Here is a 22,023-nt window from a genome sequence, read left to right on the forward strand (position 1 = left end):
TCAAGCCTTTCGGGGCCGGTTGGTCCAGCCACCCTCTTCTGTGGGGAACCAGCCTCCGGCAGCGTGCGAGCCGCCGTCGACGTGGATCACGGTTCCGGTGATGTATCTCGCCAGGTCGGAAGCCAGGAACAGTGCGGGGCCGGCAATGTCGACCGGCTGGCCCGGTCCGCCCAACGGTGCCCACCCCGGCCACTTGTCCCAGTCGTCGGCAGGAACGATCGTGCGATACGGCACCTGTACCGACTCGATCAGATCCGGGGCAATGGCGTTGACGCGCACTCCGGTTCGACCGATCTCCACACCAAGGCTTCTGGTGAACTGTGTCAGCGCGGCCTTGTATGCCGAGTACATCGTGTGGCCCGGGATCGCTCGATGCGCCTCCACCGTCGTCAGGTTCACGATCGATCCACCCAAACCGCGGTCGATCATGCCGGGAAGCAGGGCATGGGTCAGACGCACGACGTGATCGAAATTGATGCTGCCGGCCTCGGACCAGAAACCTGGATCCGTACCGGTGAACTCTGTCGGCGGGTTCAGGAAATGACCCACGTTGTTCACCAGGACGTCCGGCGCGAACTCGGTCAACGCTACGGGGACTTCCCGCGTCCGCACGTCGTACTCGAGATAGTTGATCGAACCACCTGCAGCCGAGTCGAATTCGACGTCGCCAAGAGGAGCCACGTCGACAACCAGAACTGACGCGCCATGCGATGCAAATGCTCGAACAATCGCTGCGCCGATTCCCTGGGAACCGCCTGTGACCACTGCCTTCTTACCCACCAACATCGGCCCTGGGGAGTACGCCGATCCGACCACCACGAAGACACCCTTCTGCAGTTCGATGTGAAGCACTTCGGCGTACCGTCACACATCGATCGGCAAAACGGGCGCAAAGTTCTCACTCAGTGGTAGCCGCGACACCCCACCTGCTCGAACCGCCGAGTCGCCCATTCAAATAGTGCGGAATCTCGGCTGCCCGTATCGGCATTCCCTCGAGGTACCCCTGGATCACGTCACATCCGCACTCGGTCACTATCGCGCGCTGCCTCTCCGTCTCCACGCCCTCGGCGACGGTGTCCAGCCCCAGAGACTTGGCAATCGCGATGACGGCTCGCAAGACAGCGAACCTCGAATTCGAGGGATCCGCGTCCAGCGGTGCGACGAACGCCCGATCGATCTTCAACCGATCGAGCGGCAGCCGGGCCAAGCTGGCAACCGAGGAGAACCCTGTGCCGAAGTCGTCCATCGCAATGGCGATGCCGAGCGCCGAGAGCTGTACCAACACATCTCGGTCGGCGTCGTCGATGACCAACGATTCGGTCACCTCGATCTCGAGTCGGCTGGGGTGGAGGTTCACCTCGATCAGTGTCCGGCGTACCGAGTCGACGTATCGACTCGAACGCAGTTGCACCTGAGAAACGTTGACGGCAACCCGAATGTCCTCCGGCCACGTTGTCGCCGCCGTGCAGGCAGCCCTCAGAACACCTGCACCGATCGGCACGATCAAGCCGGTTTCCTCGGCGACCGAAATGAAGTCTCCCGGCGAGACGAGACCTGAAGTCGGATGGTTCCACCGCAGCAGAGCCTCGAACCCGACAACAACTCCCGTCGCGGCCGAGACCTGTGGCTGATAAACCAACTCGAACTCTTCGTCGATCAACGCACGACGAAGATCCAACAATGCCCTGGCCCTACCCGTCGCACGATCCCGCAAAGTCGCATCGAAGGCGCGAATCTGGTTCCGACCGCTCTCCTTTGCGTGGTAAAGCGCGAGGTCCGCGACAATCACCAGGTCTTCGAGGCTGTCGGCGTCGTCGGGCATCGAGCCGTACCCCAGACTGGCACGAATGCGAATCTGGTTGCCGACCAGTGAAAATGGTCGTTCGAATGAGTCGAGAATCGTTTGGAATCTCTTCTCCACCTCATCTGCACTCCCGATGTCGTCGAAGGCTACGTCGTCGAAGGCGATGGCGAACTCGTCACCCCCCAGTCGGCCACAGATCTCGTTCGATCGCAGAACGCTGTGCAGTCTGCCGGCAACATCGCGAAGCACGTCGTCTCCGATGTGGTGTCCCAACCGGTCGTTGATCGACTTGAAGTTGTCCAGATCCAGAATTGCCAGCCACACCCTGTGTCCGTCCCGAATCCGCGAAGACAGTTGAGCGTTGAAGCTGTACCGATTTCTGAGCCCGGTCAACGAATCGATCTCTGCCAATCGCAAGATGTTCTGGCGCTGGTGATACGAGTGCGTGATATCGGATCCGACACCGCGCCACCCGTAGGTCGCCCCATCGCCACTGCCCGGGTGACCTGACATCGACCACCAGCGAGTATCGCCCCGAACGACGACCTGCATGGTGAGGTCCCGAAACGCCGTCCCGGCTTGAAAATTCGCGGCGAGGAGATCAAGGGACTTCCTGCCCACATCTGTTCGGGACGCGCCGATCCCGATCAGGATCTCGTGCATTGTGCGGCCCCGAATCTGTGCTGCCGGCAAACCGACCTGCTCGGCGAATCGATACGACACGGTACTGGCGATACCGCGCGAATCGGTCTCCCAGAGCCAATCCTGTGCTCCGTCTTCGAGATCGTTGAGCAACAACTCGACGAGATCTCGTTCGTCCTCGGCTATGAGTTCGGCGCGTAGCCGTCTCTCGAAAAGTTTGGCCAACAGCAAAGTTCCGCTGTAGAGCGAACCTACAAAGACGACCAGCACCCCGATCAGCACGAAACGCGATGTGCCCGGTTCCGTCCAGAACGCCCCGGCCAACCCGACTCCCACCAGGCTGATCCAGACCACAGTGATTCCGCGAAACATCATGGTGGGAAACACGCCGACCGCGATCCCACCGATCAAGGTCGAGCTCAGTACCAACTCGTCACGAGGATCGAGCATCGGGAAGAGAACGAGAGCCAAGCACGCCAGGAGCACTCCCCAGACAATGATTTCGACTGTGAGTACCACCAGTTCGGTGGTCTGGGACTCGGAGACGCCGAGACGCGAGCGCCGGAGCCAATACACACTGAATCCAGCGCTCGACAACAGCATGACGCTCGACCAGGCGAAGGTGAACCATCCGGCATCCACCGGCAGAAGCACCACGATCGCTGACAAGGCAACCGCCGCGGTCAGAAACGACCACGGCAGTACGCGCGCGGTGAACCGCAGTCGTCGATCGAGTAGGCGACGGCGATCGTAATCCGAGAGGTGTTGTTCCGTGCCGCTGCGACCGAGTTTGCGCACCGACGTCCCGACGCGACGCCTACGGAGTATTGCCGGGTCACCCACGTCGGCCTGCTACCGCCGCTGCGACCGCGTCGACCGACATGGCTCCGCCGGCGATGTATCCCTGAACAGTCCTCACCCTTGCAGCGGCCACGGACTTCAAGTCTTCCTCACCGTCGACTCCCGAGACGACGACCTCCATTCCCAACGCGTCGACCAGATCCACGACAGCTTCGAGGATCGACCGTCCACCAGGCACTGCACCCGAAATGGAGCGCTCTATCCGGACTCGGGTGAACGGAAGGCCGGACAGTGATGCGAGCGAGGAGAATCCGGCGCCGAACTCGTCCACGGTCAGCGCGATTCCCATGTCCGCGATGGCGTGCAACGCAAACTTGGACTCGTCGGTGATCGCCGATGATTCGTTGAGTTGGAGCTCGAGCTGATGTGCACTGACACCTGATCGTCGAAGCGAGTCCCCTATCGCGACGACAAAGGAATCCGATTCGAGCTGACGCGTCGATACCGCGACGGCTACCCGCAGGTGATCAGGAAGGCGGGACGCCGCCTCGCAGGCCAACTCGAAGACGGTAGTCCCCAGTGAGTACGCCAAACCGGTGTCGTCTGCGACGCTCATGAATTCGGCGGACGTAACGGCACCGAGGCGGGCGTTGTGCCAGATCACGCGGACTTCCACGGCCACGATCTCGCGGGAAACCACGTCGATCCTGGGCAACAGCTCGAGTTCGAGGTCCTTCTCCGCGACAGTGTTTCCCATATCTTCGAGCAGGCGGGCCCGCCGATCGGCCACGGACTTCATCGAGTCTCGATATTCACGTACGGCCCCGCGCCCGGATTCCTTTGCCGCGAACAAAGCCAGGTCCGCAGCGCCCATCATCTCGTCGGCGGAGGACGGCAGCTCGTCGGGGAGGTAGTACCCGATGCTGCATCCGATCTCCAACCGCGTACCGGCCACTGTGATCGGCTCGTGCAGAGTTTCGATGTAGCGGCCGAGCAGAGTACGAACTTGTGAGCTGTCACCCACATCGGTGAAAAGAACCGCGAACTCGTCTCCCCCCAGACGTGCGAACAACTGTGACACCCTGCCGGCTTCGGACAGGCGATCCGCGACCTCTCGCAGAACCGCGTCGCCAACGGTGTGTCCCAGTGTGTCGTTGACCGACTTGAAGTTGTCGAGGTCGAGCATGGCCAACGCGAGACCACTTTCGCTTGTGTACGGCTCGCGCAGCAGTCGCTCGAGCTCGGTCCAGAAGCTGTGCCGGTTCGGCATACCGGTGAGTGCGTCCACACGACCCATCCGCACGATCTCGTCACTCTGCAGTTTTACTTCCGTGACGTCGGAACCGACTCCTCGCCAGACGAACTCGTCGGGTGTACGGCCGGGGCGCGGGCGTCCGGAGATCTGCCACCACCGAATTTCACCGTGAACTCGGACCGGAACGAGCACGTCGACGAATGCGGTCTTCGTGTGGCGGGCCTGCTGCAACTCCATCAGCGCATCGATCCCGCCGGGGATCCGTAGGGTGCCCAACTCCATGAACAGGTCCTGCCACGCCGTTCCCTGCAACTCGGTGGAGTCCAGCCCCGCTTCGACCGCGAGCCGCGTCGGGATTCGGTTGAACTTGCCTTTCTGGTCCGTCTCCCACACGAAGTCCCCGGCGTTGCCTTCGAAGTCTTCGAGAAGCATCTGCACGACCGATCGTTCCGACGCGGCGCTCAATTCAGCTCGATAGCGAGATTCCAGGTTGCCCGAGACCACTATCGTGCCGCCGATCAGAGCCGCGCCATAGGCGATCATTCCAATGAGAATTCGTTCGAACTCGGGTCCCGGCTGAAGCCAGAATGCCACCCCGAGGATTATCAGATTGGACAGGACCCAGGTGACCCCCACCACTCGCAACATCGCGGTGGCCACGGCTCCGGCACCGGTGATCGATGTGGTGACCGCTATCAGGATCAGATCGCCGGAATCGTCCAGGATCGGGTACAGGACCAGGGCGAGCGAGGAATACAGGATCCCGACTACAGCAAATTCGACGATGAGAAACGCGTAGGACATCCGGTACGTGGGCGTGATCAGGTTGAAATGAATGGCGAGACCCACGCACATCCCCACCAACCCGATCACGCCGGACAGCAATGGCCACACACGCGGCAGCGGTCCGCCGTCCGGGGGAATTACATACAACGTCAGCCCGAGTGTGACGACGAGGTGGACGGCAGCGGCCCATGGCAGCACGCCGAAGGTAACGGCTATCTGCTCACGAGTTACGTCATCACGTTGGGCGGGCGTCAGTCTTTCTCTCTGGCGGGGTTGCAGAAGCGACAGGACTGGCATCACTTACCTCCCGCTCCCACGACGCAATTGAATCGGACGTCCGACTCAGCAATTCTTCCGTAATTGGACGTTGCCGTGTCAACCAGTGCGTCCACCCTATTTCGGAGTCGCGTCTGCCCACAGACACAGTAATCAGCAAACTGCTGGTCTGCCGCAAGTTGGCGCCGCAAGTTTGATGCCCATGGGTTGAAATCAGACATGAGGGACAATGGCCGGAGATCGCCGATCACGTCGGTGGAGATTCCTCGACGGGTAACACGATCGGACTCATTCGAGTTCAGACAAGGACTATCACGATGGCAATCGACTACACCCGACGTTCCGGCGAGTCCACTCCGTCGCAAGCACCGGTCAGCCTGAGCAAGATCACGCTCACCAAATCGGCACCGACGGTCAACCTCGCGAAGGCGGGTGAACGACAAGGCAATATGCGCGTGAACCTCAACTGGTCACAGGGGGCACCACCGAAGAAGACCGGTTTTCTCGCCAAGCTCGCCGGCGCAGGCTCTGGTGCGGTCGACCTGGACCTCGGATGCCTCTACGAACTTGCCGACGGGTCCAAGGGAGTAGTTCAGGCCTTGGGTAACAGTTTCGGTTCACTGACTTCTCCGCCCTACATCTCCCTCGACGGCGACGACCGCAGTGGTGCGAACACCGGCGGCGAGAACATGCACGTCAATCTTGGTGACCCAAGCGCTTTCCGGCGAATCCTGATCTTCGCGATGATCTACGACGGCGCTCCCAACTGGGCGGCGGTGGACGGCGTCGTCACCTTGTATCCCACCAACGGGCCGGAGGTGGAAGTGCGACTCGACTCCGCCAGCAACCAGGAGCGACTGTGCGCGATCGCTCTCATCCAGAGTTCAGGTCAAGGCGTGACGGTGACGCGCGAAGTGCAGTACATCAACGGCAGTCAGTCAGATCTCGATCGGGCCTACAACTGGGGAATGAAATGGGCTGCCGGACGAAAGTAGGGGCTGCGGACGGGATCTCCCCCATCCGAATGACAATGTCCGAATCATCCACAATGTCGCAAGTTACTGGATAGTGTCGAGAAGTGGGGTCGGACATGAGGGGTCACGCTCGACACCGATAGTGGGTCGGTGACGCTATGTGCTTGGCGACGCCGACGTTCGACCGGAAAGGCCCTCGATTTCCCCCGAGATCGAGGGCCTTTTCGTATCTTGCGTCACTGTTCGCACCCTTTCATTAGTTGATCGTTAAACTAGGCGTTCGTCCAACATGCACCGATGGAGAACGTGAATGTCCACGAATTCAGATCGACGCCCGCGCCTGCCCGTGAGAATCGCCTACCTCGCCGCAGGAGTTCTCTTTGTCGCCGCCATGCTCCTGTTTGCAAGCGTCGTCAACCCTGATCGGGACCGCGATTTCTCGATGAACCACGTCCCCGCGGGGACGTCGACGACCGCCTTCGCCGCAACGTCCGACCTCGGCTAACGAAGGTACCGGTACGTAAGTGGCGCACGTCACGAACTGTGGGTAGTTTCAACGCCGATGGTTCGCCGTAGGTCGGTATTGAGAGGGACGGCCAACCACTGCCCTGCCTGGTTGCCCCACCCAAGCACGCAGGGCACCCCAGATCAGGCAGGCACCCCCGATAATTTAAGCCTCAAGTAACTGTTACTCGGGAAAGACTTGTATGAAACGGGGACGAATCGTACATTTCATCCGGCAGTCGGCCTTCGTCCGACGCCTTTGCCGTCAATGTCGACGGAACTTCTCTGAACACCACCACAAGTCGGCCACTTGTCGTGACCGCATTCGTCCTCGCGAAAGGCTCGCCCATGTTCGATTTCTTCGGCGCAATCTCCGGCTTCTTCGGCCTACTGTTCGGCACCGGCTCGTCGAGCGGGAGCTCGGGAGGAAGCAGCGACGCACCCGTCGCCCCGCCTACCTGATCCACAAGCCTCACCCGGCACCGATCCGCCGGGTGAGGCTCTCGCGAATCTCTTTGAAACACAACGTAACAGCACTTCAACCCCACCGACTTTTCTGCGGATCCACGCCGACACACTCCGGCGTCCGGACAGTTTCACCACATCGCCTGCAGTAATGGGTCCTGTGTCCGCCATTCTCCGTCGAGGCACACCCGCAGACCTCCCAACCGACAAGGCATGTGTTCGCCGTGAGCCGGTGTCCGTTAGGGCAGCAGTCCGGGGATTGCTCGGTCAACCGCATCTCCACATTTTCGCACACATGTTCGACAACTTGGTACTGCACGCTGCACATTCGATTACACCGGACGCTTCCGGTCGGCCCGAGCGCAACTATCCCTTCCGTCACTTCGGTCTGCTTTAATACGAAGGCTTTGTCGGGGGTTTACCAATGTCCGAAGTTGTCGAGTTTCTGCGAGCACACGCAGGCGAACACGGGGTTGAACTATGGGTTTCTTCAAGAAGGCGGCTGTGACTGCTCTAGCGGTCGCTGCAGTCGGAGCATCAACAGGGATCGCATCAGCTGATCCGTCGACCGACGTGAATTACGAAGCGAAGGTCGTCGACAAGTCGATCGTCACCACCATCGACGCCGGGCTGTTCAAGGTGTCCGGCGACGGCAAGTCCGTCGTCTTGCAGGACAGCAAGGGAGCCGACCTTGTTTCCCTGCCTCTCGCATACAACCTCGGGGATCTACAGTTCCCCTTCGATCGCACGATCAGTGAAGACGGTAAGACCCTCACGCTGACACCGATCACCGATTCTGCGAAGGCAACACCTCGACCCGAGAGTGCGCCTGCGGCAAAGGAATGGACGCCCGTCGCCTCGCCCGAGGAGAATGATCGGGCGATTGCGCACTTCCAGAGCCAACTCGGACTCGGCACTCAGGTCGGCAGCCTGCTCGGCACCATCGTCGGCGCCGGAATCGGTTGCGCTGTCGGCGCTCCGCTGGGCTTGACCATCGTCGGACTCCCCGTCGCCGCGGCACTGTGCCTGGGTGGCCTCGCAACAGGCGCCGGAATCGGCGGTGTCGCCGGAACGATCCTCGGCGGCGGCGGCGCGGCTGTCGTAGCCGGCATCGATCTCGTCAACACGCTGAATGCTCCTGCAGGGACGACCGTCTGGGCTCAGTAGCCACTTGGTGGTCAGTCACTGCTCCACGGAAAACCCCGCCCGTCCGAAGAGGACGAGCGGGGTTTTTCGATTCAATGTGCAGGAGGATCTACGTGGTGCCCCCAGTCGGACTCGAACCGACACACCGCAACCCAGGTCGCCCAACTCAGCGGAGAGGTTGCGTCGATGTACCCGATTTACGGGCTAATGGTGAGCTTTCTGGCGTACAGCGGACTTCGCGCATCTGAGAACTCGGGGTTGGAGATTCGGGACCTCTCGTTTACGACCGGCCCAGCCAAGGCCGACGGCTCCCCCACTACCCGATGCGCAATCAGCGTCCTACGAACCAAGAACCGAAAGGAGGGTCGGTGGGAGTCGAGCACGCCGAAATCTAAGCGGTCCCGCAGGACCGTTCCGCTACCGACTTGGCTGGCTGAGCGCATGCGCGACTACCTCGCGGAAGAACACCCGAGGTCCACCGAGCCGACTGCTCCGCTGTGGCCGTCGAGGAAGAACGGCGGTGGCTTCCGGCCTGCGGGCGAGCGGCACGCGGTTCCGCTCGACTGGACCCAACCAAACGCAATGGGCGCGTTCTACGACACAATATTTCGTCCCGCGCTGGTGGTGGTCGGACTTCCCGCTAGCGCCCCAGCGACCACCGACCTTTCCGCCACTCGCGGAGTACGACTCCACGACCTCCGCCACACCTTCGCGACGATGCACCTTATGGCCGGCACCCACTTCATGCAGGTCTCAAAGTGGCTGGGGCACTCAACCTTTACGCTCACCCTCGACACCTACGGCGATTGGATACCAGAAGAGGATGGTGGCGCAGGCAATGATCTTCCCGAGCCTACCGCCGTCCTCACAACACCAGCCAATGGACTGTCGAACGTAGTGCCGCTGTTCGGTAAGCGATCTGCCGGGCAGCCCGGTCGGTCATACTCGAGAAGTTCTTGACCGATAAACCGTAGAAGAACTGGGCTTCCATCGGGACCGCAGGACATGCCGGTCGGAGCCATGTAATCCTTGAGATCAGTATCGATAGCTGCTTCAATCCGGACCCCCGAGGAGTTCAAGCCCAAGCGCCTCGCGCACGTTACTGGACCAGCCACTAAACAACTCTCAGTATCGTGTGCGCCAGTCGTCTATCGTGACCTGCAATCTTTCCGGGTAGTAATTTGTTCGGCTACCGTTCGGGTCTGTTGACTGTGCCTCATATAGTGACAACGCACACTCAGTGTTGATGAGTGCAAGATTGATCGAGTCCGCCATCATTCCGAAAGATTCCATCGGATTTCCGAGCAGATGGATTGGCCATGCATGCCCGTGGGTGAAACTAGAGCAAACCCTGTATCCCAGCTTAGAGACCGTCTGATAGTGCACCCCGGCCACGTCGGACGTGTGCTTTGGTGGATTGGCAGCGATCCAATTCGCGGCCTTCCGAACCATTTCCGAGTACTGTCGTGCGTTTGCAGGCTCAAGGGTTTCCAAGACCTCAAGCTCCTTGGTGTGGAACTCGAACCGATGCTTGTTCTGCGCATAGGCTTCGTCAGACATCGTTCGAAGCCCATTGTCGTGAGCGTTCTGTGTCTCTCCATGCCATTCTCGCGCGTGCTCAATTCCCACCTTTGCGAGACCAGCAGCTCTCTTGCGCCTTGCGTCTCGATCTTCGGAACTCATTATCCAAATAGCTTGCGCTGAGCACTCGACTGCTGTTCTGCACAGTGAAAGAAAAGCAGCAGGGTGATGGTTGAATGGAGCGTCTGCCTTCGCCTGTACAACCAATGCCCTTGTCGAAGCAATCGCGTCGATAGCATTCATGATCGGGTACATCACGGTGCCAGACAAGCCCTCTGGGATCTTCTCATAGTATCCATCCGCGTCGTCCTTAGCCATTGGCGTGCCGGGATCAGGACGATGGGGTTTCAGCCCCCATGCCTTGAGGGTCTGACCTCGCTCAGCCCGTTCCGAGACGCGACCGAGAGCGGGGTTCAACATTGCAGCGAGTGCATAACGCACGTCCGGTGGGTTCATGAGCTGAAACCATACCGACCGCCCCCGACACTCGCGCCTACGTCCGCCTGGGGTACGCCGCACGTCACGGCCTTTTCACGGCCCTGCAGGACCTGGGGCGCCATTCGATTTACAGGGAAGGCGTCGCGACCTGCGGCTACTTGGTGCCCCCAGTCGGACTCGAACCGACACTTGACGGATTTTAAGTCCGTTGCCTCTGCCAATTGGGCTATGGGGGCCTTGCCGCACCCGACGGGTCGGGTGCGGCAGGGATCAGACTATCGGGTCGGTCTGAGCTACCGACATCGCGATGCCGTCGAGTATGTCGTGTTCGCTGACAACCAGTTCGGTGATCCCGGCTTCGGCTTCGAACGCTTGAGCCAGCACCGTGGTGATGATCGCTCCGCCGCCGATGACGTCCACCCGCCCCGGATGCATCGGGCCGAAGGCAGCACGATCAACCCGAGGCATAGCAATGAGACGCTCGCACACGTCGAACAGTTGATTGAACGAAATCCTCGACAGGTGCACCTTCTCGGCGTCGTACTCCGGAAGATCCTGCGCGATCGCGGCCAGCGTCGTCATGGTTCCAGCGACACCCACCCACGTGTGCGCCTTCTCGACGGGTACGGCCTCGAACGCCTCGGCAAGTTTCGCGGTCGCGAAAGCCGTCGCCTCGGAAACCTGCTCTGCTGTAGGCGGATCCGACGGTAAGCAACGCTCCGTGACGCGCACACAGCCGATGTCGGTGGAGTACGCAGCCTGGACGCCCGACGTGTCGCCGAGGACAACTTCGGTGGATCCGCCGCCGAGATCGACCACCACGAAGGGGCCCTCCGACGGATCGAGTTCTCCCACAGCACCGCTGAACGAGAGGCGCGCCTCTTCGTCGCCGGTGATGACCTCTGCTCCGGATCCGGGAATCACCGCGCCGAGCACGTCCCGCGTCATCGTGAAGAATTCTTCCCGATTCGCAGCGTCGCGAGTAGCCGAGGTGGCGACCATGCGAACGGCGGTTGCTCCGGCATCGGCGATCATCGACGCGTACTCGACCAGCGCGACCCGGGTGCGTTCGATGGCCTCGGGCGCGAATGTCCCTGTCGCATCAACACCTTGACCGAGTCGCACGACGCGCATCTCGCGCCGGACATCCACCAGACGACCGTCGGCGCCGACGTCGGCGATCAGCAGTCGAATGGAGTTGGTACCGCAATCGACTGCGGCGACACGGCGAGTCACCGGTCGGTGTTGTCGGCATCGTCGATGCCAGGCCAGTCCGCGGGAATTGCAGTGCCGCGCAGCTTTCCGTGACCGGCCAACGCGACGGACTCGTCACCGAGCGGATTGACGCCGGGTCCCTTGGCAAGCGAATGTGCCATCAGCACGTGCAGGCACTTGACACGATCCGGCATCCCACCGCCGGCAAAGTCGGTTCCCAGAGATTCGATCGCGTCCCGCTCGGCAAGGTACGACTCGTATGCCCGTCGATAGGCCGCGGCAAGTTCCGGATCCTGGGTCAGGCGTTCGGTCATTTCACGCATGACGCCGGCGGATTCCTGACGGCTCGCTTCGGCAGTCAGTCGCGGGTCCGTGAGGTAGTACAACGTCGGGAACGGTGTTCCGTCCGGAAGTTTGGGGGCGGTCTTGACCACGCCCGGCTGACCGTCCGGGCTGCGGTACGCGATCTCGATCACTCCGCGTGGCTCACGGCCCAATTGAGCGGCAACGGCGTCGAGATCCGCTTGTGAAACCTGTGGGGAATTTTCGGACGTGTTGCTCACCCGGTGGGTACTCCTTGTTCTTCTGGCTCTATCGGCGCCAACGGCATCGGGGCCGGTGTCGTCGTCTCGGGAACCACTGGCGGTTCCGAAATCGTTTGCCACAGATCGCGATACCACGGACCTGTGAGCGGTGTTTCCTTTTCCTGCTTCTTCTCGGGTTCCTTGTAGTCACCGGGAAGCTGAACCTGGAACGGGGTCTCGCCCGGTTTGACGTACCGAAGGCGTTCTCGTGCAAGAGCTTCGATGTACGCAGGGTCGTCGAAGCGCGCGTTCTGCCCTTGCAGCTTTCGCAGTTCTTCCTCGAGTACCTGACGTTCGGCCGCCACCTGCGCGGCATCCGAACGCTGGCTGATGTAAGTACGGAGCGGCACTGCCAGTGTCAGCGCCAGCATGAGCACAACCATCGCGAGCACAACTGCCCGACTGGTGGACAAGCCGAAAATGGTGTTGTCCGACTTCGGAAGCCGAGACCAGAACTTGTTGGTTCCGCTCTTCCCCCGGGCCGACTTCGACCCTCGCGCCGACGCTTTCTCGGCGGAGACCCCCGGTTGCGCGGGGTCTGTCACAGCGGAATCGACTGCTTCCGGATCTACCGAAGGTTCCGACACGCGCGGGCGTCGGGCGCTGTCCCGACGCGCACGCGACGGTGTGTCCCCACGACGGGAACCACGACCCCCCGGACTTCCGCCGGGGGATCGTGGCTTACCGCGCTGTGCAGACACTACTGAATCTTAGATTTCCGTCAGGCCTCGAAAGCGAAGCGCGGGAACGCAACCTCGCCGGCGTAACGTGCTGCGTCGCCGAGGTTTTCCTCGATGCGCAGCAGCTGGTTGTACTTGGCAACGCGCTCGCTGCGTGCCGGAGCACCGGTCTTGATCTGGCCGCTGCCGACGGCAACCGCGAGGTCGGCGATGGTGGTGTCCTCGGTCTCGCCGGAACGGTGGCTCATCATCGTCTTGTAGCCGTTGCGGTGAGCGAGATCGACGGCGTCGAGGGTCTCGGTCAGGGTGCCGATCTGGTTGACCTTCACCAGGAGTGCGTTGGCCGCACCCTTGACGATGCCTTCTTCGAGGCGCTCGGGGTTGGTGACGAAGAGGTCGTCGCCGACGAGCTGGATCTTGTTGCCGATCTGATCGGTGAGTGCGACCCAGCCGTCCCAGTCGTCTTCGTCGAGCGGATCCTCGATGGAAACGAGCGGGTAGGCGTCGATGAGCTCGGCGTAGAACGCCGCCATCTCGGCCGCGGTGCGGTTCTTGCCCTCGAACTTGTAGCCGGTGCCGTCGGTGTAGAACTCGGTGGCAGCGACGTCGAGAGCGAGCGCGACGTCGGTACCCAGCTTGAGGCCGGTCTTGTTCACGGCGATCGTGATGAGGTCGAGTGCTTCCTTGGTGCCTGCGACGTCGGGCGCGAATCCGCCTTCGTCGCCGAGACCGGTGGAGAGGCCCTTCTCCTTGAGAACCGACTTCAGGGAGTGGTAGACCTCGGCGCCCCAGCGCAGCGATTCCTTGAAGCTCGGTGCGCCGATGGGAGCAACCATGAACTCCTGGACGTCGACGCCGGTGTCTGCGTGCGCGCCACCGTTGAGGATGTTCATCATCGGGACAGGGAGAACGTGAGCGTTGGGGCCACCGACGTAGCGGAACAGCTCGAGGCCCGAGGACTCGGCGGCGGCGCGAGCCACGGCAAGCGAGGCACCGAGCAGAGCGTTTGCGCCGAGACGCGACTTGTCCGGGGTGCCGTCCGCGTCGAGCAGCGCCTGGTCGACCGTGCGCTGCTCGGTTGCGTCGATGCCGATGATGGCAGGAGCGATCTCGCCGAGCACAGCCTCCACGGCCTTCTCGACGCCCTTTCCGCCGTAGCGTGCGCCACCGTCGCGCAGTTCGACGGCTTCGTGCTCACCGGTCGAAGCGCCGGACGGCACCGCAGCCCTGGCGAAACTTCCGTCTTCGAGCAGAACCTCGACCTCAACCGTGGGGTTACCACGGGAATCAAGGATCTCGCGAGCTCCGACCTGCTCAATACTGGCCACTGTGTGGTTCTCCTTCGAATGGGCTTCGCATTGGGGCACGCTCTGCGTGCTTGACACTTGGGCTCCGACCCCTCCGGTCGAAAGAGGACCACGATCGCGGCTGGGCCTCTGCAGTGCCAGCACCTCTGTAGTGCCAGCACACAGCCTAACCGCACGGGCCGAAGGCTTCTTTATCGACGCGCGGTCACGGGTCCGACCTGCGGATCGATCACCGTCAGTCCGGCCGTACCCCGACTGAATACGCCGACGCACGATCACGAACGAGCGCGAGATAGTCGCCCGAGAGGTTGTACGCCATCAGTGCCTGCTGCCATCCGGCAGCGGAAGTGAGGTCTCCCCCGCGTGCACACAGGTAGCGGGCGGCCGTGAGGGCAGCGTCGTCGATGTTGTCGGGGTCCACCCGGCCGTCGCCGTTGGCGTCGACTCCCCATTTGAGCCACGTCTCGGGGATGAACTGCATGGGCCCCATCGCACGGTCGTGCACTGGATCGCCGTCCATCGCCCCGCCGTCGGTGTCGGGGATCTCGGCAACTCCCGGGCCACCGTCGAGAGGGATTCCCCGAATGATCGGAGCAACCTGGCCGAACGCGTCGACCGACGAGCCGTCGTAGGTCCCGTGGCGGCTCTCGACGCTGCCGATACCGGCCAAAGTTGTCCACCCGATTCCGCAGCCGGGAAGCGTCTCGGCCATGACCGCAGCGGCGTACCCGTAGGCCTCGAGTGCCGTCGTCCCGATCCCGATGTCGTCCGACAATCCCGCTGCCCAGTCGGCGAGTTGATCAGCACTGCGGCCGGGAGCATTGATGTCGATCGGCGGCGTCGGAGAGCCGGTACCTGGGGGTATGCCCTCCGGAATGGCTACTTTCGGTTCGTTCGATCCACACGCCACGATGCCTGCGCCCAGCAAAGCTGTTCCGGCAGCTACTGCTGCTACGGCTCGCGAGAGACGCCGGGGACTTCTGCGGGCTGCGGGAGTTCGGTACACCCCTCCATCATCCACATGCGAGTGAACTACTCCCGAATCCATTAGTAAAGAACAGCAAAAGTACAGGTGAGAGCATGGTTCGCCGTCGATGATGGAGTATCTTCTTCTGAGTTAAGGCTGGCCTAGCCTCATGCGTTCGTCAGAAGCTGTTGCACTCACTCAGTCAGGAGTCGCCCGTGCCCGTGTCGGTACTCGCTGCCGCGAGCACACCATCAGTTGCCACCCAGTTATTCGGCAGTGGCCTGATCGGTCTGCGCGAAGGTCTCGAAGCGGGCATCGTGGTGATGATTCTCGCCGCCTACCTCGTGAAGGCCCAGCGCAAGGACGCACTGAAATGGGTGTGGCTCGGCGTCGCGATCGCCGTCGCGATGGTGGCGATCATCTTCTTCGCGATCCACTACGGAACGTCGACGGTCGACGGCCTGACCGCGGAGATCATCGCGGGCGTTGCCTCCCTGATCGCCGTCGTCATCGTCACGATCATGGTCCTGTGGATGCGCACGGCCGCCAAAAACATTTCCGGAGATCTGAAAGCGGGGATGGAGAAGGCGTTGATCGCCGGACCCGTCGCCATCTTGTCGCTGTCGTTCTTCGCGGTCGGTCGTGAAGGCGTCGAGACTGCGTTGCTCATGGTCGGTTACGCCGAGAACACCGCAGGCAGCTCCTGGCCGTTGGTCGGACTGCTCCTCGGAATTCTCCTGGCCGCCGTCTTGACCGTCGCCATGTACTTCGGCGCCCTCCGTCTCAACCTGACGACCTTCTTCCGGTACACGGCGATCTTCCTCATCGTCGTAGCCGCCGGAATCCTCTCGTACGGTGTTCGCGCTCTGCAGACCGGAAACGTCCTGCCGGGCGGTTCGAATCTCGCGTTCAACCTGACACCCGGCTACGACCCGTCGACCTGGTACGGCACCGTCCTCGCCGGAATCTTCAACTTCCGCCCGGACCCGACCGTCCTGCAAGCCGTCGCATGGGTCGTCTACCTCGTAGTCGTCCTCGCGCTGTTCCTACGTCCCCTTCCGTCGAGCCCATCGGAACCGACAACCCCGCCTGCGCACGACACACACGTTCCCGAAAAATCCTGAGAGGCATTGCCGACATGCGTAAATCCACCCTCGTACTGGCCACGGCCGCGGTACTACCCTTCTCCCTCGCCGCATGCACCGAGAAGACGACCGCGAGCGACGGCGACATCGTCGTCACGGCCACCGACGATTCGTGTGACGTCAGTGCCACCACTGGAACCACTGGCAGTTCGACGTTCCAGGTGACGAACAACGGCTCGAAGGTCACCGAGTTCTACGTCTTCGCCGAGGGCGATCGAGCGATGGGCGAAGTCGAGAACATCGGCCCCGGCCTTACCCGGCAGCTGATCGTCTCCCTCCCCGAGGCTGCGACCTATCAACTCGCGTGCAAGCCGGGCATGGTCGGAACCGGCATCCGTCAGGACTTCGTCGTCACGGGCGATTCGCAGGCGGCCACCGACGAGAGCGGCCAACTCGCCGAAGCTGCCGACGGCTACCGGAGGTACATCCGCAGCCAGATCGTCGCGCTGCAGGACACCGCAGCTCAGTTCGTCGCCGCCGTCCAGTCCGGCAACGTCGACCAGGCGAAGGCACTCTTCCCGATCGCACGTACCTACTACGAGCGCATCGAACCCGAAGCCGAGAGCTTCGGCGAACTCGATCCCAAGCTGGACCTGCGCGAAGCGGATCTGGAGCCCGGTCAGGTCTGGACGGGATTCCACCGCCTCGAGAAGGATTTGTGGGTGACCGGGCTTCAACCGGATACCAACGCGGTCGCCGATCAACTGCTCGAAGACATTCAGTATCTTGCCGACCAGCTGAATGCCGAGGATTACACGATCGATCCAACCAAGATCGCCGGCGACGCCCAAGGACTGCTCGACGAGATCTCGACTTCCAAGATCACCGGCGAGGAAGACATCTTCTCGCACACCGACCTGTGGGATTTCCAGGCCAACGTCGACGGCTCGCAAGCGGCGATCGCGGCACTGAACCCGATTCTGCAGGAACGTGATCCCGAGCTCGCCCAGCGCATCGCTGACCGATTCGCCGACCTCGACGCTGCGCTGGCGCAGTTCCGGGTCGGCGACGGATTCGTGTACTACGACACCGTCACCGAGGCGCAGCGTCAGGAACTCTCGCGTAAAATCGATGCACTGTCCGCCGAGGTCAGCCAGGTCCAGGAAGTAGTCGCGGGACAGTAGATGACTGATTCACCAGAAGGCACACCCGCTGCGGAAAACGCAGCACCGCACGCAGTCTCACGGCGCCGACTGTTCGGCGCCGTGGGGGCCGGCGCCGTCCTGGCCGGTGCCGGTGCCGTCATCGGGCGGGTGACCGCCGACGAGAGTTCCGGCGACGATCACGCAGACGTGGTCGCCTTTCGCGGCGAGCATCAGGCAGGCATCACGACGCCGGCCCAGGATCGTATGCACTTCGTCGCTTTCGATGTGACGACGAAGTCGCGCGACGAACTGATCACGCTGCTGCAGACGTGGACGGCGATGGCCGAACGAATGACGGCGGGTCAGGAAGCAACCGAGGACGGAGCGACCGGCGACGGTCCGTATGCACCACCGAGCGACACGGGTGAGGCACTCGATCTCGCGCCGTCGCAACTCACCCTGACCATCGGATTCGGACCGTCACTTTTCGACGACCGTTTCGGTCTCGCAAACAAGAAACCTGCTGCCCTGCTCGATCTCCCCCACTTCCGTGCGGACAACCTCGATCCGAATCGCAGCGGGGGCGACATCGCCATCCAAGCGTGCGCCAACGACCCCCAGGTTGCCGTCCATGCGATCCGCAACCTCGCGCGAGTCGCGTTCGGGACCGCGTCGGTCAAATGGTCGCAACTCGGGTTCGGACGAACATCCTCGACCTCGACGACGCAGGCGACACCACGAAATCTGTTCGGGTTCAAGGACGGAACAGCCAACATCAAGGCGGAAGATCCAAACGCACTCGCCCAGCACGTCTGGGTTGATCCCACTGACGATCAGGCCTGGATGGCAGGCGGATCATTCCTCGTCGCCAGACGAATCCGCATGCTGATCGAGCAGTGGGATCGCGCAGTACTCAAGGAACAGGAAGCCGTCATCGGCCGCTCCAAACGGAGCGGAGCGCCGCTCGGCGGCAAGGACGAGTTCGACGAGCTCGATCTCGATTCCAAAATGGGACACGACTTCGTCATCCCGGAGGATTCACACGTGCGCCTGGCCTCTGCCGAGGAACTCGGTGGGATTCAGATCTTGCGCCGCGGATACAACTTCACGGACGGCTCCGATGGCTTCGGCCACCTGGACGCGGGACTGTTCTTCGTTGCGTACTGCCGGAATCCGGTCGAGCAGTTTGTTCCGATGCAGCAAAACCTTTCACGACACGATGCGCTGAACGAATACATCCAGCACGTCGGTTCTGCGGTCTTCGCTTGCCCCGGCGGTCTCGCCGACGGGAGCTACTGGGGCGAAACACTGTTCAACCCCAAATAGTCGATCAATTGGTTGGATACCACACTTGCTAACAAACTTCGAGTAATTTTATATATCGAACCGATAACAATCTTGGGATCAATGGTCCCGAAGGTGATATCTCGCCCATACGATCTGCGCATGAGAATTTCAGCACTTCTTCGAATTGCCCTTCTTTCAACGACTCTGGCGACGGCAACGATTAGCTTGCCTCCTCTTATGTCGCCAGCACGCGCAGCAGATCGTTTTACGGTCTATGCATACGACGAGTTCAATGGCCCTGCAAATTCAGCCCCCAACCCAGCCATCTGGCGCTACGAAACCGGCGGAGGTTGGGGGAACAACGAAAAGCAGGTGTACACCGACTCGCGGTCCAACTCGAGACTGGATGGGCAAGGAAATCTCCTCATTCAGGCCCAAAAAGTAGGCAACACAATCACTTCCGCACGACTTGGAACTTTCGGCAAGGTCGACTTCACTTACGGACTAGTCGAGGCGCGAATAAAACTGCCAGCAGGAAAGGGCATGCATCCGGCATTCTGGACGCTCGGCACGAATCTATATACAGCCGGTTGGCCCGGCTGTGGCGAAATCGACGCAATCGAAACCATCAACGATGCGAAGACATACACGAGCGCCGTGCACGGCCCTACCAAATCAGGAACACGAGTGACCGGAGTTTGGGACCGCAGTGTCGGCGGCGCACGACCCGGCACCGACTTCACCGCATTCCACACCTACGGGATACTCAAGCGGCCCGGACGAATCGAGACCTACATCGACGGCGTTCGAATGCTGTACCTCGATCGGTCACAGGTATCCGGAGCGGAGGCATGGGTGTTCGACGCTCCCGCATACACCTTACTGAATATTGCCGTTGGTGGAACCTGGCCAGGTTTAACCGATTCCACCACACCTTGGCCATCCACGATGACTGTCGACTACGTACGTTGGTTCCACGAGAACTGATACGCGGAGTTACCGACATTCATCCAGCAGTGCGGTGGGATCGCAAGCGACCGCTCGAAGCACCCTCCTGATCATTTCGGTATCGAATACGTTGCTGTGGAAGGTAACTGAAAAGTGACGTCGCCCATCGATCTCTGCACCGAGGAACGCGATTCCTTCCGCTCCATATGGATCGGTGGCCGCCACACACAGCGGATCGCCTGTCCATCTGATTTCATCCGAATTGGGAAGACGACCTATGTCCGAGTATGAAACCAAGGCGTGAGGCTTGATGCTCACGCTCGCCTCGGCGACCGTGGCGTGGGACCTCCCGAGGACCGAAGCTACAGTCGCCTTCGCACTGATCGCTGAAAGGGTCAGCAACGGGTGACCCGAAACGAGTGCCCCCGCGATACCCCGACTGACCTCCGACAAAGTCACGGATTCACCCACCGGAACATATTGCCCCACAGCAAAATTACCATTGACCACGGTCGACGGATGCGCATATCTGCGCGCGTCCATCAACACGAGCGCATTGGACGCGGTTTCCACTCCATGACCTCGCAAGGCAGCAAGAAAAACAAACAGTGTTATCGCGCGCACAGACGCCGACGGTGCGTGCTCGTCGCGCCAGCACACTAGTCGACGTGCAACTTGCGGATCCATCGGGAGCGAAAGACTGACCGGGTTGGGCCGCCAGGGCGTTCGGCGAGTCGCCGAAACCGCCTCAATCCGTGTTCCACGCACGTGCGAATGCCATCGAACGGCCGCTCCGAGCCGCCGAGGATCAGCTGCAAAAGACCGAATAATTGTGCGCGACAAAGGAAGTCTCGACTCCGCTGTATGCAGAGATGAGGGTAGTTGCCCTGATTGAGCGGTGCTGACAAGGGCAGCCCACAATCGCGAACCACCGATCCCGTCGGAGATGCCGTGCGAACCCAAACATGCAACATACTCCCCCGACGCAACGATTCGGATCGACGAGTGCGTCAAATCCGAATTGAATACGGCGGTCGCAAATCTCGAAATGTCCGCCGCGTCGGTGGGCGGAACTTCTTCGACTGCCGCGCCAACAGCATCCGGATCGAACAGCCAACGACGGCGAGAGGAATCCGCGCGCAATCCGAACCTCGTCTGCGGACCGATCCGAGCAATCTCGATCAGCGCGCTCCGCAGATCACTCGACGAGATGACACCAACTGGTCCGCCGATGACGAGCGCACGATCACGAACCCGCATCTGATCAACTGCAGAAATTTTGTACCTAGACATTATTCACTTTCAAGGCGTGAATCGAATCCAGTCGACGGTCAAGGTCGACACCTCCGGGGTGGTTGCATCCGTCGGCCCGGGCCATTCTCCGCCCACCGCTATGTTCATTACGACATAGAACGGCTTGTCGAATACCCATTTGGAGCCGTCCGGCGACTCGCTGCGCAAATACTCGCCCACCATTACACCGTCGATGAAGATCGAGATGGAGTCAGATCTTCTCGTCACCTCGTAGACATGGAAGGTGTCCGAGGCATCACCGCCGAGATAACCATCCGACGACATCTTCCACTTGCCTTCTGTGTGTGCAGAAGGATCGGACCACGGACCGTGGATTGCGTTGTGATACTCAGTGGCATTGTGCACCAACTCCATTACATCGATCTCGCCGCTCTCCGGATAGCCCACCGTCGCCAAATTCTCGCCGAGTAACCAGAATGCCGGATGGATTCCCTGCGCCATCGGGAACTTTATGCGGGCAGAAATCGTGCCCTCGGTGAACGAAAACTTGTCCCTTGTCACGATCCTCGCCGAAGTGAATCCCCCCAGGACCCGACGAGCTTCGAGCACGAGATTACCGTTTCCATCCAAACGCGCGTTTTCGGCGTTGTCGGTATAGATCTGCTTCTCCTGATTTCCCCAACCTCCGCCCCCGACATCGAATCCCCACATCGCCGCGTCAGGAGAATCCCCTGCAGCACCATCGAATTCGTCTGTGCCGAAATCGCTCGAGACCATTCGCATCATTGGACTCGGGGGTTCACCGGTGGTGCACGAAGTAGCCAATAGTAGTGAGGCCACCGAGAGAATCATCCCAGCCCGCACCACGACACGCGTACT

The 22,023-nt window shown here is 61.2% G+C and carries 18 protein-coding genes and 2 tRNA genes; 7 read left to right on the plus strand and 13 right to left on the minus strand.

The genetic code is table 11. The features are described 5' to 3' along the window. From RHP72_RS20650 to RHP72_RS20660, 3 genes are read right to left on the minus strand one after another with little or no spacing between them, the layout of a single operon-like run. The gene (locus tag RHP72_RS20650) at positions 1 to 852 is read right to left on the minus strand and encodes an SDR family NAD(P)-dependent oxidoreductase (RefSeq protein WP_030536264.1); all 852 of its coding nucleotides are present in this window, start codon (positions 850 to 852) and stop codon (positions 1 to 3) included. Positions 853 to 898: 46 nt separating this feature from the next. Next, positions 899 to 3,289: an EAL domain-containing protein gene (locus RHP72_RS20655; RefSeq protein ID WP_311093761.1), complete on the minus strand. Its 2,391-nt coding sequence runs from the start codon at positions 3,287 to 3,289 to the stop codon at positions 899 to 901. Beyond that, a complete protein-coding gene (locus RHP72_RS20660; protein ID WP_311093762.1) occupies positions 3,282 to 5,585 on the minus strand; it encodes an EAL domain-containing protein in 2,304 nt (767 codons plus the stop codon). The genes RHP72_RS20655 and RHP72_RS20660 overlap by 8 nt, the downstream gene beginning before the upstream one ends. 296 nt (positions 5,586 to 5,881) lie before the next feature. Here RHP72_RS20660 and RHP72_RS20665 point away from each other — a divergent pair, with 296 nt between their 5' ends. The 3 genes from RHP72_RS20665 to RHP72_RS20675 all read left to right on the plus strand — a co-directional run bounded on the left by RHP72_RS20665 (position 5,882) and on the right by RHP72_RS20675 (position 8,674). After that, positions 5,882 to 6,559 carry a tellurium resistance protein TerA gene (locus RHP72_RS20665; protein WP_007728823.1) on the plus strand — a complete coding sequence of 226 codons (678 nt, stop codon included), beginning with the start codon at positions 5,882 to 5,884 and terminating at the stop codon, positions 6,557 to 6,559. A gap of 289 nt (positions 6,560 to 6,848) precedes the next feature. Continuing rightward, positions 6,849 to 7,043, plus strand: coding sequence for a hypothetical protein (locus RHP72_RS20670; RefSeq protein WP_058037253.1), 195 nt, complete (start codon positions 6,849 to 6,851; stop codon positions 7,041 to 7,043). Between the two features lie 944 nt (positions 7,044 to 7,987). Next, complete coding sequence (locus RHP72_RS20675) at positions 7,988 to 8,674, plus strand: hypothetical protein (RefSeq protein WP_007728826.1); 687 nt, start codon at positions 7,988 to 7,990, stop codon at positions 8,672 to 8,674. Positions 8,675 to 8,767: 93 nt separating this feature from the next. On the opposite strand, the gene RHP72_RS20680 is transcribed toward RHP72_RS20675, so the two are convergent. The 8 genes from RHP72_RS20680 to RHP72_RS20720 form a co-directional block, all read right to left on the minus strand. Then, positions 8,768 to 8,858, minus strand: a tRNA-OTHER gene (locus tag RHP72_RS20680). A 920-nt stretch (positions 8,859 to 9,778) separates the two neighbouring features. Next, positions 9,779 to 10,690: a hypothetical protein gene (locus RHP72_RS20690; protein ID WP_143541184.1), complete on the minus strand. Its 912-nt coding sequence runs from the start codon at positions 10,688 to 10,690 to the stop codon at positions 9,779 to 9,781. A gap of 141 nt (positions 10,691 to 10,831) precedes the next feature. Next, positions 10,832 to 10,908: transfer RNA gene (locus RHP72_RS20695), tRNA-Leu, on the minus strand. A gap of 34 nt (positions 10,909 to 10,942) precedes the next feature. Then, entirely contained in the window at positions 10,943 to 11,908 is a 966-nt protein-coding gene (locus tag RHP72_RS20700) for a Ppx/GppA phosphatase family protein (protein ID WP_311093763.1), read from the minus strand. After that, positions 11,905 to 12,450, minus strand: coding sequence for a DUF501 domain-containing protein (locus tag RHP72_RS20705; RefSeq protein ID WP_003946286.1), 546 nt, complete (start codon positions 12,448 to 12,450; stop codon positions 11,905 to 11,907). Before RHP72_RS20705 ends, RHP72_RS20700 begins: the two co-directional genes overlap by 4 nt. After that, positions 12,447 to 13,172, minus strand: coding sequence for a septum formation initiator family protein (locus tag RHP72_RS20710; RefSeq protein WP_074447086.1), 726 nt, complete (start codon positions 13,170 to 13,172; stop codon positions 12,447 to 12,449). Before RHP72_RS20710 ends, RHP72_RS20705 begins: the two co-directional genes overlap by 4 nt. 20 nt (positions 13,173 to 13,192) lie before the next feature. Further along, on the minus strand, positions 13,193 to 14,479 hold the full coding sequence (gene eno / locus RHP72_RS20715; RefSeq protein ID WP_003946309.1) for a phosphopyruvate hydratase: 1,287 nt from the start codon (positions 14,477 to 14,479) through the stop codon (positions 13,193 to 13,195). A 214-nt stretch (positions 14,480 to 14,693) separates the two neighbouring features. Continuing rightward, complete coding sequence (locus tag RHP72_RS20720) at positions 14,694 to 15,506, minus strand: lytic transglycosylase domain-containing protein (protein ID WP_134929873.1); 813 nt, start codon at positions 15,504 to 15,506, stop codon at positions 14,694 to 14,696. Between the two features lie 140 nt (positions 15,507 to 15,646). Between RHP72_RS20720 and efeU the strand changes: the two genes are divergently transcribed. The 4 genes from efeU to RHP72_RS20740 all read left to right on the plus strand — a co-directional run bounded on the left by efeU (position 15,647) and on the right by RHP72_RS20740 (position 19,929). After that, positions 15,647 to 16,549, plus strand: a complete 903-nt coding sequence (gene efeU / locus RHP72_RS20725; protein ID WP_003946279.1) for an iron uptake transporter permease EfeU — start codon at positions 15,647 to 15,649, stop codon at positions 16,547 to 16,549. Positions 16,550 to 16,563: 14 nt separating this feature from the next. Next, a complete protein-coding gene (efeO, locus tag RHP72_RS20730; protein ID WP_064112909.1) occupies positions 16,564 to 17,694 on the plus strand; it encodes an iron uptake system protein EfeO in 1,131 nt (376 codons plus the stop codon). Next, positions 17,695 to 18,981, plus strand: coding sequence for an iron uptake transporter deferrochelatase/peroxidase subunit (efeB, locus tag RHP72_RS20735; RefSeq protein ID WP_311093764.1), 1,287 nt, complete (start codon positions 17,695 to 17,697; stop codon positions 18,979 to 18,981). It begins immediately after the preceding gene. Positions 18,982 to 19,101: 120 nt separating this feature from the next. Then, complete coding sequence (locus RHP72_RS20740; RefSeq protein WP_052416980.1) at positions 19,102 to 19,929, plus strand: glycoside hydrolase family 16 protein; 828 nt, start codon at positions 19,102 to 19,104, stop codon at positions 19,927 to 19,929. Positions 19,930 to 19,938: 9 nt separating this feature from the next. Here RHP72_RS20740 and RHP72_RS20745 read toward each other — a convergent pair whose 3' ends face one another. Both RHP72_RS20745 and RHP72_RS20750 read right to left on the minus strand, forming a co-directional pair. Beyond that, on the minus strand, positions 19,939 to 20,463 hold the full coding sequence (locus tag RHP72_RS20745) for a hypothetical protein (RefSeq protein WP_144245859.1): 525 nt from the start codon (positions 20,461 to 20,463) through the stop codon (positions 19,939 to 19,941). A 729-nt stretch (positions 20,464 to 21,192) separates the two neighbouring features. Next, positions 21,193 to 21,921, minus strand: coding sequence for a glycoside hydrolase family 16 protein (locus RHP72_RS20750; protein WP_157770437.1), 729 nt, complete (start codon positions 21,919 to 21,921; stop codon positions 21,193 to 21,195). Positions 21,922 to 22,023: the final 102 nt, after the last annotated feature.

The organism is Rhodococcus sp. SG20037, assembly GCF_031763325.1.
GTDB lineage: Bacteria > Actinomycetota > Actinomycetes > Mycobacteriales > Mycobacteriaceae > Rhodococcus_F > Rhodococcus_F qingshengii.

Bases quoted from the DNA above. Each gene is read 5' to 3' on its own strand.
- RHP72_RS20660 (WP_311093762.1), bottom strand. From the start codon at position 5,585: ATGCCAGTCCTGTCGCTTCTGCAACCCCGCCAGAGAGAAAGACTGACG.
- RHP72_RS20665 (WP_007728823.1), top strand. From the start codon at position 5,882: ATGGCAATCGACTACACCCGACGTTCCGGCGAGTCCACTCCGTCGCAA.
- RHP72_RS20670 (WP_058037253.1), top strand. From the start codon at position 6,849: ATGTCCACGAATTCAGATCGACGCCCGCGCCTGCCCGTGAGAATCGCC.
- RHP72_RS20675 (WP_007728826.1), top strand. From the start codon at position 7,988: ATGGGTTTCTTCAAGAAGGCGGCTGTGACTGCTCTAGCGGTCGCTGCA.
- RHP72_RS20690 (WP_143541184.1), bottom strand. From the start codon at position 10,690: ATGAACCCACCGGACGTGCGTTATGCACTCGCTGCAATGTTGAACCCC.
- RHP72_RS20720 (WP_134929873.1), bottom strand. From the start codon at position 15,506: ATGGATTCGGGAGTAGTTCACTCGCATGTGGATGATGGAGGGGTGTAC.
- efeO (WP_064112909.1), top strand. From the start codon at position 16,564: ATGCGTAAATCCACCCTCGTACTGGCCACGGCCGCGGTACTACCCTTC.
- efeB (WP_311093764.1), top strand. From the start codon at position 17,695: ATGACTGATTCACCAGAAGGCACACCCGCTGCGGAAAACGCAGCACCG.
- RHP72_RS20740 (WP_052416980.1), top strand. From the start codon at position 19,102: ATGAGAATTTCAGCACTTCTTCGAATTGCCCTTCTTTCAACGACTCTG.
- RHP72_RS20750 (WP_157770437.1), bottom strand. From the start codon at position 21,921: ATGGTCTCGAGCGATTTCGGCACAGACGAATTCGATGGTGCTGCAGGG.